Source organism: Thermomonas sp. S9 (assembly GCF_024704365.1).
Lineage (GTDB): Bacteria > Pseudomonadota > Gammaproteobacteria > Xanthomonadales > Xanthomonadaceae > Thermomonas.
The window spans coordinates 1,964,633-1,978,398 of sequence record NZ_JAJDFY010000001.1 but is presented as its reverse complement, the minus strand read 5'-3'; the positions used below and the strand labels follow the sequence as shown (position 1 = coordinate 1,978,398).

General features: G+C 68.0%; 4 protein-coding genes and 3 pseudogenes. 4 read left to right on the top strand and 3 right to left on the bottom strand.

The features are described from left to right. Positions 1-58: 58 nt before the first annotated feature. Positions 59-2,223: pseudogene (gene katG, locus LJB71_RS09805) on the bottom strand (catalase/peroxidase HPI). A 254-nt stretch (positions 2,224-2,477) separates the two neighbouring features. On the opposite strand from katG, the pseudogene LJB71_RS09800 reads away from it, so the two are divergent. Beyond that, a pseudogene (locus LJB71_RS09800) lies at positions 2,478-3,523 on the top strand (LacI family DNA-binding transcriptional regulator). A gap of 3 nt (positions 3,524-3,526) precedes the next feature. Here LJB71_RS09800 and LJB71_RS09795 read toward each other — a convergent pair. After that, positions 3,527-5,257, bottom strand: a complete 1,731-nt coding sequence (locus LJB71_RS09795) for an alpha-amylase family glycosyl hydrolase (protein ID WP_259304041.1) — start codon at positions 5,255-5,257, stop codon at positions 3,527-3,529. A 14-nt stretch (positions 5,258-5,271) separates the two neighbouring features. Then, on the bottom strand, positions 5,272-6,759 hold the full coding sequence (locus tag LJB71_RS09790; protein WP_259304040.1) for an MFS transporter: 1,488 nt from the start codon (positions 6,757-6,759) through the stop codon (positions 5,272-5,274). A 177-nt stretch (positions 6,760-6,936) separates the two neighbouring features. Between LJB71_RS09790 and LJB71_RS09785 the strand changes: the two genes are divergently transcribed. The 3 genes and pseudogenes from LJB71_RS09785 to LJB71_RS09775 form a co-directional block, all read left to right on the top strand. Further along, positions 6,937-8,547, top strand: coding sequence for an alpha-glucosidase family protein (locus LJB71_RS09785; protein WP_259304039.1), 1,611 nt, complete (start codon positions 6,937-6,939; stop codon positions 8,545-8,547). A 110-nt stretch (positions 8,548-8,657) separates the two neighbouring features. After that, positions 8,658-10,673, top strand: a complete 2,016-nt coding sequence (locus LJB71_RS09780; protein WP_259304785.1) for a glycoside hydrolase family 97 protein — start codon at positions 8,658-8,660, stop codon at positions 10,671-10,673. A 432-nt stretch (positions 10,674-11,105) separates the two neighbouring features. Next, positions 11,106-13,743, top strand: a pseudogene (locus LJB71_RS09775) (TonB-dependent receptor); the annotation flags it as partial. Positions 13,744-13,766 lie beyond the last annotated feature (23 nt).

Genomic DNA, 13,766 nt, shown 5'->3' with positions numbered 1-13,766 from the left:
GACTGGCAAATGGCAACGGCCGCTTGCGCGGCCGTTGCCATGACTGCCTGCGAGGGGATCAGGCGTGCAGGTCGAAGCGGTCGGCGTTCATGACCTTGGTCCAGGCCGCCACGAAGTCGCGCACGAACTTCTCGCGGTTGTCGTCCTGGGCATACACCTCGGCGTAGGCGCGCAGGATCGAGTTGGAGCCGAACACCAGATCCACCCGGGTGGCGGTCCACTTCGTTGCGCCGGTCTTGCGGTTGCGAAGTTCGTAGTGGTCACCGGCCTTGACCCAGCTGTAGGCCATGTCGGTGAGATGGACGAAGAAGTCGTTGGTCAGCGCGCCGACACGGTCGGTGAACACGCCGTGGTTGGTGCCACCGTGGTTGGTGCCCAGCACGCGCATGCCGCCGACCAGCACCGTCATCTCGGGCGCGGTCAGACCCATCAGCTGGGTGCGATCCAGCAGCAGTTCCTCCGGACTCACCGCATAGTCCTTCTTCAGCCAGTTGCGGTAGCCGTCCGCCACCGGTTCCAGATAGGCGAAGGAGTCCACGTCGGTCTGCGCCTGGCTGGCATCGCCGCGACCGGGCGCGAACGGCACCGGCACGTCGAAGCCGGCGGCCTTGATCGCCTGTTCCAGACCGACGTTGCCGCCCAGCACGATCACGTCGGCCAGGGAGGCGCCGGTTTCACGCGCGATCGGTTCCAGCACCGCCAGCACCCGCGCCAGCCGCGCCGGCTCGTTGCCTTCCCAGTCCTTCTGCGGGGCCAGGCGGATGCGCGCGCCGTTGGCGCCGCCGCGGTAGTCGGACTGGCGGAAGGTGCGCGCGCTGTCCCAGGCGGTGCTGACCAGATCGGATACCGACAGCCCGCTGGCGGCGATCTTCGCCTTCACCGCGGCCACGTCGTAATCCTTGCGGCCGGCCGGCACCGGGTCCTGCCAGATCAGGTCTTCCTGCGGCACTTCCGGGCCGATGTAGCGTGTCTTCGGCCCCATGTCGCGGTGGGTCAGCTTGAACCAGGCGCGCGCGAAGGTGTCCTTGAAGTACTCCGGATCGGCCATGAACTTGCGGCAGATCGCGTTGTAGATGGGGTCCACCTTCAACGCCATGTCGGCATCGGTCATCGCCGGGTTGTGGCGTTTGCTCGGGTCGCTGGCATCCAGCGGCTTGTCCTCTTCCTTGATATCGACCGGCTCCCACTGCCAGGCGCCGGCGGGCGATTTGCGCAGCTCCCATTCGTGGTTGAACAGCATCTCGAAGTAGCCCATGTCGAACTGGGTGGGATGCGTGGTCCAGGCGCCCTCGATACCCGACGACATGGCATTGGCGGCCTTGCCCTGCATGTCCGGGTTGGCCCAGCCCAGCCCCTGGAACTGTCCACGTCGGCCGCTTCAGGCACGGGACCCAGGCGTTCGGCGCGACCGTTGCCATGCATCTTGCCCACGGTGTGGCCGCCGGCGGTCAGGGCGGCGGTTTCCTCGTCGTCCATGGCCATGCGCTTGAACGTCTCGCGCACTTCCAGTGCGGTCCTGGCCGGATCGGGCTTGCCGCCCACGCCTTCCGGATTGACGTAGATCAGGCCCATCTGCACCGCGGCCAGCGGGTTCTCCAGTGACTCCGGCTGATCGTCGCTCGCGTAGCGGTCGCGGCCGAGCCATTCCTTCTCGGAGCCCCAGTAGATGTCTTTTTCAGGGTGCCAGATGTCCTCGCGGCCGAAGGCGAAGCCGTAGGTCTTCAGCCCCATCGACTCATAGGCCACGTTGCCGGCCAGGATGATCAGGTCGGCCCAGCTGAGCTTGTTGCCGTACTTCTTCTTGATCGGCCACAGCAGGCGCCGCGCCTTGTCCAGGCCGACGTTGTCCGGCCAGCTGTTGAGCGGGGCGAAGCGCTGGTTGCCGGTGCCGCCGCCGCCGCGACCGTCGGCCACGCGGTAGGTGCCGGCCGCGTGCCAGGCCATGCGGACCATCAGGCCGCCGTAGTGGCCCCAGTCGGCCGGCCACCAGTCCTGGCTGTCGGTCATCAGCGCGCGCAGGTCGCGCTTCAGCGCCGCCACATCCAGCGTCTTCACCGCTTCCCGGTAGTTGAACCCCTTGTCCAGCGGGTTGGTCTTGCTGTCGTGCTGGTGGAGGATGTCCAGGTTCAGCGCGTTCGGCCACCAGCTGGTGTTGCTGGTGCCCGCGGCGGTCATCGCGCCGTGCATCACCGGGCATTTGCCGCCGTGCTTGGATTCGTTCATAGCCATGGTCCTCTCCGTTGGTCGATGGTCGGTTGGGTGGTGTGGGCCTGGGTGCACCGGGAATCCAGCGTCGGCCGACTTCGTGACTGTAGTGCGCATCAATCGATAGGTGAAGTTTCATTTTTAAATGAAATCAATAGTTTATTGCTATTGATTGCGGCGACATGGCGGCACCGTGTGCGCGCCGGTGCCTGCCGGCCAACGCCGGCGCGCAGCGGGGGCGGCCAGCGGGGCGCATTGGTTAAACTCCGGGGATGACCGAGCCGCGTCGCTCCCGCAAGAAGACCCGGGTGACATCGCTGGACATCGCGCACCGGGCCGGGGTCTCGCAGGCCACCGTCTCGCGCGTGCTGGCCGGCAGCCCGCTGGTGAACGCCGAGACCCGCCGCCGGGTGGAACAGGCGGTGCGCGAGTTGAACTACAAGGTGGACCGGCACGCCTCCAGCCTGCGCACCCAACGCGCCGGCACCCTGGCGCTGCTGCTGTTCGAGGATCCGACGCCCGACGATTCCCACATCAACCCGTTCTTTCTGTCCATGCTGGGCTCGATCACCCGCGCCTGCGCGCGCCACGGGCACGACCTGCTGGTGTCGTTCCAGCAGCTCTCGGACGACTGGCATGCCGATTACGAGGACAGCATGAAGGCCGACGGGCTGATCCTGCTTGGCTACGGCGACTACCTGGCCTACGAGAGCACGCTGGAAAAGCTGGTGGAGCAGGGCACCCATTTCGTGCGCTGGGGCCAGGTGCAGCCCGACCAGCCGGGGATCTCGATCGGCTGCGACAACGCCGCCGGGGGATGCTGGCCGGCCGCCACCTGCTGGAGTGCGGCCGCCGCCGGATCGCCTTCATCGGGCATGCGTCCTCGCGGTTCCCGGAGTTCTTCGCCCGCTACCAGGGGTGCGATGCCGCGCTACGCGAAGCCGGCTTGTGCATGCTGCGCGCGCTGCAGGTGGATGCCGACAGCACCGAGGAAGCCGGTTACGCCGCCACCCGCGCCCTGCTGGCACGCGGACAGGCGTTCGACGCGCTGTTCGCTGCCAGCGACCTGATCGCGATCGGCGCGCTGCATGCGCTGAAAGAGGCCGGTTTACGGGTGCCGCAGGACGTAGCGGTGGTCGGTTTCGACGGCACCCCGATGGCGCGCTTCGCTGATCCACCGCTGACCACCGTGGTGCAGGACACCTCGCGCGCCGGCGGGCTGCTGGTGGAGACCCTGCTCAAGCAGGTGCGCGACCAGCCGGCCCACAGCGTGATGCTGGAACCGGTCCTCGAGGTCCGCGCCTCCAGCGGCGGCTGAGCCTCAGCGCGGCCGCCGCGCGCCAGCCATCGCCTCGTCCAATGCGGCCACCAGCGCGGGCTGCGTCGCCTGCGCATCCAGCAGGAACACCTGCACGCCGTGCGCCGGCACTTCGGCTGTGAGCGCGTCGCCAGCGGCGATGTCGCGGGTGCTGCCGTCCAGCGCGGAGACCCAATGGCCAGGCTGCAGAAGACGGTCGATGTGGAAGCGTTCCGGCGCATCGCCCTTGTTCAGCAGCACCAGCGCGATCTGGTGTTGCCCGGCGTGCTGGTACACGCGGTAGAACGCGGCGCGGGCGCCGGCCAGTTCGAGATTCAGCTGCAGTCCATGCTGCAGAGCGGGCGAGGCCTTGCGCACGTTGGCGATGCGGGTGAGCGCAGCAAAGATCGGGCTGGCCTGCGCGGCGCGGATGCCTTCCACCCCGAAGTAGTTGCGGTTGCCGTTGTGTTCCGGGCGCCCGCGCATGAAGCCCATCTCCGAGCCGTAATAGACCACCGGGATGCCGCGCGCGGTGAACAGCCAGTTGTGGGCGTCGATGAAGCCGGCGTCGCTGGCGTCCAGCCGCGCCATGTCGTGATTGTCGTAGAAGATGGCCAGCTCGTAGGGGTTGGCGTAGGGCCCGCCCGTAAGATGCAGCGCCGGGGCGAGCCGTTCGAATCCGGCCTGCTGGCGGCCGAACACTTCCCGCATCGCCTGCTGCAACGGGAAGTCGAGCACGCTGGTCTGGCCGTGGCCGGGCAGGGTGTGGTGGGCGATGGCGTTGGCGTCGAAGTTGAAATCCTCGCCGAACATGAAGAAGCCCGGATGCCTGGCGCGGATGCGCTGGGTGAACTTCTCCCAGAAGCTGTCCGGCATCCAGGCGATGGTGTCGATGCGGAAGGCGTCCGCGCCCTGCTCGATCCACTGCGCGTAGGCACCGGCCAGGTACTCCAGCACCGCCGGATTGTTCTCGTTGAAATCCGAGAGCTGGGCCAGGTTGCCGTCGAAGATCGACCCCTTGCCGTCCTCGACTGGACCGCGCGTGTTGTAGAAGCGGTGCAGCGGGTTGTGCGCCGGGTCGAGCTTCTGCGGCGGCAGGTTCTGGTGGTCGGCGATCAAATGGCCGTCGCGATCGTACACCTTGCCGAACTTGGGCTGGTCGAAGGCCATGCCCCAGGCCGGCGAGCCGTGGTTGGCCACGATGTCCAGCACCAGCTTCATGCCTTTGGCATGCATCGCCGCGGCCAGGTCCTGGAAGTCCATGCCGGGGCTGGGCAGGTGCTCGTCCACCTTGTAGAAGTTCACCCCCCAGTAGCCGTGGTAGCCGGCCATGCCGTGATCGGTCAGAACGCTGCCGCAGGTCGCCGGTTTCCCGCCGGTGAAGTGCTGGTCGGGGTTGTCCACGATCGGGGTGATCCACACCGCGGTGAACCCCATGCCGCGGATGTAGTCCAGATGATCGGCCAGGCCCTTGAAGTCGCCGCCGAGATAGCCGACGTTCCCGGATACGCCTGCGCAAGGAGGCTCCGGGATGTCGAAGGTGCGGTACTTGCCACCCTGGTCGCGGTGGTCGTTGCCGGGATCGCCGTTGACGAAGCGGTCGGTCATCACGAAATACACCGCCTCGCGCGCGAACGGCTCCAGCGTGCCGTAGTAGTCGGTCGCGGAGGCCGCTGGTGCGGGCGTGTGGCCCGCGCAGACACTGGTGGTGACGGCCAGCAGGCAGGATGCAATGGCGGTGCGGAGCGGATGCATGGTCGGTCTCTGTCTCAGGCGTGGGCGGCAGGTTCGGGCACGCGCAGCGCGCACAGCCCGGCGACGAGCATGCTGGCACCGCCCAGCACCAGGATCTTCGCCGGGTCGTCGGCGAACAGGTGCTTGAGGATATAGCCCAGCGTGGCCACCGCCACCAGTTGCGGGATGACGATGAAAAAATTGAAGATGCCCATGTACACGCCCATCTTGGCGGCGGGCACGCTGTCGGACAGCAGCGTGTAGGGCAGCGACAGGATCGAGGCCCAGGCGATGCCGATGCCGACCATCGACAGCAGCAGCCAGTTCGCGTCGGGCAGGAACGGAATCGAAGCCAGTCCGATCCCGCCCAGGATGAGATTGAGCAGATGGCTGCCGCGCAGGCCGAAGCGGCGCGCCATCCACGGAATCGCGATCGCGGCCAGCGCGGCGAAGCCGTTGTAGGCCGCGAACAGGACGCCCACCCAGTTGGCGCCGGTGTTGTAGGCGGCCGAGGCAGTGTCGCTGCTGCCGTAATACACGCGGGTGACGGTGGCGGTGGTGTAGATCCACATCGCGAACAGCGCGAACCACGAGAAGAACTGGACCACTGCCAGCCGCCGCATCGCCAGCGGCATGGCGTAGATGTCGCCCATCACCTGGGCGAAGCCGCTGTCGCGGCCGACCACGGTCAGCGCCAGCAGCGCCACGCCGTAGGCGGCCAGCAGTGCGCCCAGCAGGTACAGCTCGCGCGGCAGGTCCTGCCAGGCCACGCCGGCCAGGCCCAGCGCACCCAGCAGCAACCACAGCAGGCCGAAACGGGCGGCGCGCGTGCGATCCAGCAGCGTGCGGTCCAACGGAGCGGCCTGGTCGAACGCGGCAAGCTGCCCGGGCGGGTATTCGCGGGTGCGCAGTACTGTCCAGGCGATTGCGCCCAGCAGCACGCCTGCGCCGGTATAGAAGGCATAGCGCACGGTGTCCGGCACTTCGCCGGGCCCGGCGGTGTTGGTCACACCCCATTTCTCCAGCAGCCACGGCAGCAGGCTGGCGGTCACCGAGCCGATGCCGATGAAGAAGCTCTGCATCGCATAGCCCTTGGCGCGCTGTGACATCGGCAGCTGGTCGCCGACGAAGGCGCGGAAGGGTTCCATCGAGACGTTGATCGAAGCGTCCAGCACCCACAGCAGGCCGGCGGCCACCCACAGGGCTGGCGAGGCCGGCATGAGCACCAGCGCCAGCGAGGCCAGCAGGGCGCCGGCCAGGAAGTAGGGGCGGCGGCGGCCGAGCCCGGTCCAGGTGCGGTCGGACAGATAGCCGATCACCGGCTGCACCAGCAGCCCCGTCAGCGGCGCGGCGATCCACAGCCCCGGCAGCGCGTCCATGTCCGCGCCCAGGGTCTGGAAGATGCGGCTGACGTTGGCGTTCTGCAGCGCGAACCCGAACTGGATGCCGAGAAAGCCAAAGCACATGTTCCAGATCTGCCAGAACGAAAGCGGCGGTTTGTCCCTTGCGATGGCAGCGTGCATGGCATCCCCGATGGCGGTGGCGATTCCGGCCACCCGTGCGCGGCCTGCGTACATCCTGCGTACATATAGCGCAGGCATGGCGTGCTTCGCCGTGTAAACGTATTCAGCGCGCCGGCTTTCCGCATCCTCACGCGGCAGCCGGCATAGTCGCAGGCGACGACAGCACGGGTGGCAGGGATGGCAGCAGGCAACGGGTGGCGCGGCGCGGTGATCTATCAGGTCTACCCGCGCAGCTTCAGCGACAGCAACGGCGATGGCGTGGGCGACCTGCCGGGGCTGCTGGCGCGCCTGGACCACATCGCCAGCCTCGGGGTGGACGCGATCTGGATCTCGCCGTTCTTCACCTCGCCGATGGCCGACTTCGGCTACGACATCGCCGACTACCGCAATGTCGATCCGCTGTTCGGCACCCTGGCCGATTTCGACCGCGTGCTGGCCAAGGCCCACGCGTTGGGCCTGAAGGTGATGATCGATCAGGTCCTCAGCCACTGCTCGATCGCGCACCCCTGGTTCCAGGAAAGCCGCCAGAGCCGCGACAACCCCAAGGCCGACTGGTTCGTGTGGGCGGATCCGAAGCCCGACGGCACGCCGCCCAACAACTGGCTGTCGATCTTCGGCGGCGTGGCCTGGCAGTGGGAGCCGCGGCGCGGGCAGTACTACCTGCACAACTTCCTCGCATCGCAGCCGGACCTCAACTTCCACAATCCCGCAGTGCGCGCGGCGCAGCTGGACAACGTGAAGTTCTGGCTCGACCGCGGTGTGGACGGCCTGCGCCTGGACGCGATCAACTTCTGCTTCCACGATGCGCAGCTGCGCGACAACCCGCCCAAGCCGGCGGCGCTGCGCACCGGGCGCGGGTTCAGCCCCGACAACCCGTACGCCTTCCAGTACCACTGGTACAACAACACCCAGCCGGAAAACCTCGGCTTCCTGCACGAGCTGCGCGCGCTGATGGACCGCTACCCGGACGTGGGCGCGCTGGGCGAGATTTCCTCCGAGGATTCGCTGGCGACCATGGCCGAGTACTGCGCGCCCGGCCGGCTGCACATGGGCTACAGCTTCGAGCTGCTGACCGAGGACGCCAGCCCGGCCTATATCCGGGCCACGGTGGAAGCGCTGGAAGCGAAGCTGGGCGCGGGCTGGCCGTGCTGGGCGATCTCCAACCACGACGTGCAGCGCGCGGTGACGCGCTGGGGCGGTGTCGATGCGGATGACGCCCTGGCCAAGCAGCTGGTGGCGTTGGTGTGCGCGCTGCGTGGCAGCGTCTGCCTGTACCAGGGCGAGGAGCTGGGCCTGCCCGAGGCCGAAGTACCGTTCGAGGCGCTGCAGGACCCCTACGGCAAGGCGTTCTGGCCGAACTTCAAGGGCCGCGACGGCTGCCGCACGCCGCTGCCGTGGGATGCCAGCGCGCAGGCCGGCTTCACCACCGGCACGCCGTGGCTGCCGATTCCCGCGGCCCACCGCGCGCGTAGCGTGGCCGCGCAGGAACAGGACCCGCGCTCGGTGCTGCACGCCACCCGCGCCTTCCTGCACTGGCGCCGCCAGCAGCCCGCACTGGTGGAAGGCGGGATCCGCTTCCTGGACGCGCCGCCGCCGTTGCTGGCGTTCGTGCGCGAGCACGCCGGCCAGCGCCTGCTGGCAGTGTTCAACCTGTCGTCCACGCCGGTGGCGTGGCCGGCATTCGCCGCCGGCGAGCTGCTTGCGGTTCCCGGCCCGGAGGCGGGCCACCTGCGGGACGGCATCCTGCACCTGCCGCCGCGCGGCGTTGCGTTCGCCGCGCTGGAGTGAAGCCGATGGCCGTCGCCCTTCGTCGTTGCCTCCGTGTTGCGTCCCTGCGGCTGCCATCATTCTTGCGCCGACATCAGCGCGCTGCGTTCGCGACGGCGGCGGGGACGCCGCTGCTGGCGGCATTGCTGCTGCTCTCGCCGCTGGCGCAGGCCGAGACCGTGGCCCGCGTGGCCTCGCCCGACGGCCGCATCGAGGTCCAACTGGACCTCAATGGCGAAGGGCGCCTGGCCTACCGGGTGTCGCGCGACGGCAAGCCGGTGATCCGCGATTCGCGGCTGGGCTTCATCTTCCGCAATGGCCGCCAGCTGTTGCGCAACCTGCGCTTGGACGGGCAGGCCAGTACCCAGGTGGACACCACTTGGGAGCAGCCCTGGGGCGAGCGCCGGTTCGTGCGCGACCACCACAACGAGCTGCGCGCGCATTTCGTCGAGAAGGACGGCGACCACCGCCGCTTCGACATGGTGTTCCGGGTGTTCGACGACGGCGTCGGCTTCCGCTACGACATCCCGCGCCAGCCCGCGCTGCGGCAGGCGCAGATCGTGCAGGAGCTCACCGAGTTCGCCATCGCGCGCCCGGCCACCGCGTGGTGGATCCCGGCGCTGGAATGGAACCGCGAGGAATACCTGTACCGGAAGACCCCGCTGGCCGAGGTGGGCCTGGCGCAGACCCCGCTGACCCTGCGCACCGACGATGGCCTGTACCTGAGCCTTCACGAGGCGGCGCTGGTGGACTACGCCGGCATGAACCTGGTGCGCGGCGGCGATGGCGAGTTGCGTGCCGCGCTGACCCCGGGCAGCCCGGTGCCGGTGGTGCGCACGACCCCGTTCGCCACGCCCTGGCGCACGATCACGATCAGCGAGCGCGCCGGCGGGCTGGTGGAGTCCAACCTGATCCTCAACCTCAACGAACCCAACCGGCTGGGCGACGTGGGCTGGTTCAAGCCCTCGAAATTCGTCGGCGTGTGGTGGTCGCTGCACCTGAACCAGCAGAGCTGGGCGACCGGCCCCGAGCACGGCGCGACCACCGCCAACACCCGCCGCATGATCGACTTCGCCGCCGCCAACGGCTTCCGCGGAGTGCTTGTGGAGGGCTGGAACGTGGGCTGGGACGGCGACTGGTTCGCCAACGGCTGGAACTTCGACTTCCGCACGCCGACGCCCGATTACGACCTCAAGGGCCTGGCCGCGTATGCCGCATCGCGCGGCGTGCACCTGATCGGCCACCACGAGACCGCCTGCGCGGTGAGCCACTACGAGCGCCAGATGGACAGCGCGTTCGCGCTGTTCCAGCGGCTGGGGATCGACGTGGTGAAGACCGGCTACGTGTGCGATGCCGGCCAGATCGAGCGCCAGGACGCGCCGGGTGGCCCGGTGCTGCGCGAATGGCACGAAGGGCAATGGATGAGCAACCACCACCTGCGGGTGGTACGCGATGCCGCCCGCCACCACATCGCCATCGACGCACACGAGCCGATCAAGGACACCGGCCTGCGCCGCACCTATCCGAACTGGGTCGCGCGCGAGGGCGCGCGCGGCATGGAGTACAACGCCTGGGGCCGCCCGCCGAACCCGCCGGAGCACGAGGTGACCCTGGTGTTCACCCGCCTGCTGGCCGGGCCGATGGATTACACGCCGGGGATCGTCAGCCTGACCGGCCGCGACGGCCAGGAGATTCAGAGCACGCTGGCGCGCCAGCTGGCGCTGTACGTCGGCATCTACAGCCCGATCCAGATGGTGGCCGACCTGCCCGAGCACTACGCGCAGCATCCCGACGCCTTCCAGTTCATCAAGGACGTGGCGGTGGACTGGGACGAGAGCCGGGTGCTGGCCGGCGAGGTGGGCGAGTATGTCGCCATCGCGCGCAAGCAGCGCGGTGCGCCGCTGTGGTTCGTGGGCGTGATGAACGACCGCCACCCGCGCACGCTGGCGCTGGCGCTGGACTTCCTCGACCCGGGCAGGCGCTACCGCGCGGAGATCTACCGCGATGGCGAGGGCGCTTCCTTGCAAGGGGCGGCGCGCTTCCGCTTCGCGCGCGACGACAAGACTGTCGCCCGCGGCGACGTGCTGTCCTTGTGGCTGGCCGGTGGCGGCGGCGCGGCGATCCGGCTGGTGCCGCTGGACGGCTGATCCGCATCGCGCAACGGAGCCGGCAGTGGGCAGATGTCCGCCGGAGTCCCTGCAAATGCGCCCGGCGCGCATTCATCGCGGCGCGGCATGCCGGAGAAAACCCGCATGGGCAAGGCATTGCGTGATTTGCATTGCAGCCGGCCATGAATACGTATGCAGGCGCTTTCGTTTGCGCGGGCGCTGCCACACCATCGCAATGTTCATGCATTCACGCGGCATGCAGGCATGAAACGCGGGCGGCGCAGATCGCCCGAACCTCACAAAACCATTTCTGGAGGGGACCATGGTGCAGTTGAAGCGGAATCTGTTGAGCGTGGCGCTGGCCTCGGCCGCGCTGATGCTGGCGGTGCAGGCGCATGCGCAATCCGCCGGCAAGACCGAGCAGGGCGAGCAGGAGGCGGCGGCCAAGAAAAGGCCGATGACGCCAAGACCCTCGACAAGGTCGTCGTCACCGGCATCCGCGGCGGCATCGAGCGCGCCATCGACATCAAGAAGGACGCCACCTCGATCGTCGAGGCGGTATCGGCGGAAGACATCGGCAAGCTGCCGGACGTGAGCATCGCCGAGTCCATCGCCCGCCTGCCGGGTGTCACCGCACAGCGCGTGGCCGGCCGCGCGCAGGTGGTCAGCGTGCGCGGGCTCTCGCCCGACTTCGCCACCACGCTGCTCAACGGCCGCGAGATGGTCAGCACCGGCGACAACCGCAGCGTCGAGTTCGACCAGTATCCGTCCGAACTGATGGCCGGCGTCACCATCTACAAGACCCCGGATGCCTCGCTGGTGGGGCAGGGCCTGTCCGGCACCATCGACATGCGCACCGTGCGCCCGCTGGATTACGACAAGCCGGTGATCGCGCTCAGCGGCCGCTGGCAGCAGAACTCGCTAGGGGCCGCCGCCAACCAGGGATCGGCGGGCAACCGCTTCAACGTGAGCTACATCGGCCAGTCCGCCGACCGCACGCTGGGCTTTTCGATCGGCTACTCGCATTCCGATACGCCGATCCAGGAGAACCAGGTCGGCCTGTACGAGCCGTGGCAGGCAATCGGTGCCAACTGGCGGCCGGGCGTACCCGCCGGGACCTACTACTCCGACGGGATCAAGGCGCTGCGCCGCACCGGCTACACCAAGCGCGACGGCGTGATGGCGACCCTGGAGTACCGCCCGTCCGATGCCTGGGCCAGCACCCTGGACCTGTTTCATTCACAGGCGCACCAGGAAGACACCGCCAACCAGTTCGAGGTGCATATCGGCGACTACAACGGCGGGTATGGCCGCCTGAACGTGGTCAATGCGCAGATCAACGGCAACGGCACCTTCACCGGCGGCACCGCGCAGAACGTCTATCCGCTGGTGCGCGGAATGTACAACGACCGCAAGGACAGGATCGATGCGGCCGGCTGGCGCAACGAGTTCTTCTTCGGCAACGGCGTCAAGCTGACCGCCGATGCCAGCTGGTCGCGCGCCAAGCGCGACGAGCTGAACCTGGAGAACAACACCCAGCTGCTGCCGGCGCCGCAGCTGGATTCGGTGCAGCTCTCCTTCACCTCGAACGGCTTCTCGCAGCTGCATCCGGGGCGCGATTACTCCAATCCGGCCAATCTGTACCTGGCCAACACCATCTACGGCTCCGGCTACGGCAAGGTGCCGAAGGTGGTGGACGAGCTCAAGAGCGGTCGCCTGGTGGCCTCGCTGCCGGCGCCGCGCGCGATGGACACGGTGTTCTCCGGGATCGACGTGGGCGTGAACTACGCCGATCGCAGCAAGGACAAGACCCAGCCCGAAGCGCCCATCCTGCTCGGCAGCCAGGGCGTCACCCCGATCGCCTCCGACCTGCAGTACGGGCTGGTGGACCTGGGGTTTGCCGGCGTTGGTTTCATTCCTTCGTGGAACGTACCGGGCGCGGTGGCGCGCTACATGACCTTCAGTCCCAGCGACTCTGCGGCACCCTATCTCATCCCGAAGGCGTGGAAGGTGTTCGAAAAGATCGGCACCGCCTACGTGCAGGGCAATATCGACACGACGTGGGGCTCGGTACCGGTACGCGGCAATATCGGCGTGCAGGTCCAGCGCACCGATCAGTCCTCGGCCTCGCGGGTGTGGGACAGCTCGCAGCCGTCCGGCCAGGAGATCCGCCCCCTACCGCAACGGCAAGACCTACACCGACGTGTTGCCCAGCCTGAACCTGGCGTTCTCGCTGGCCGACGACCAGACCCTGCGCGTGGCGCTGGCCCGCCAGGTGGCGCGGGCGCGCGTGGACCAGCTGCGTGCCTCGGTCGAGTTCGGCGTGGATACCGCCACCGGCAGGCCCGGCGCTAGCGGCGGCAACCCGCTGCTGGATCCGTGGCGCGCCAACGCGTTCGACATCTCCTGGGAGAAGTACTTCGGCAACAAGGCCTATATCGCCGCCGCCTACTTCTACAAGCAGCTGACCAGCTACATCTATACCCAGACCCGCGATGGCTACGACTTCACCGAGCTGCTGAAGGGCTGGGTGCCGCCGCCGGGGATGACCGTGCCGGTGCAGACCACCGGAACCATGACGGCGCCGTTCAACGGCAAGGGCGGCAGGCTGCAGGGCCTCGAACTGACCGCCTCGATGCCGCTGGACATGGTGTTCGGCGAGCGCCTGCGCGGGTTCGGTGTGATCGCCAGCGCCAGCTTCACCGACAGCAGCATCAAGATCCGCGATCCGGAAAGCAGCAGCAGCGTCGGCAACGGGCCGATTTCCCTGCCGGGCCTGTCCAAGCAGGTCTACAACCTCACCGCCTATTACGAGCGCAACGGCTTCGAGTTCCGGATCAACAACCGCCGCCGCTCGGACTTCATCGGCGAGATCGGCAATTTCGCCGGCAACCGCACGCTGCGCTACGTGGTCGGCGAGAACATCACCGACGCGCAGCTCAGCTACACCTTCAGTCAGGACAGCGGCTTCGGCGGGCTGACCCTGCTGCTGCAGGCCAACAACCTGGGCGATGCGGCCTACCGCACCTATGCCGGCAGCAAGGACCGTCCGCTGGAATACATCAAGTGGGGCCGCACCCTGCTGTTGGGGGCCAGCTACAAATTCTGATCCACGCACTGGCGTCCCTGGGA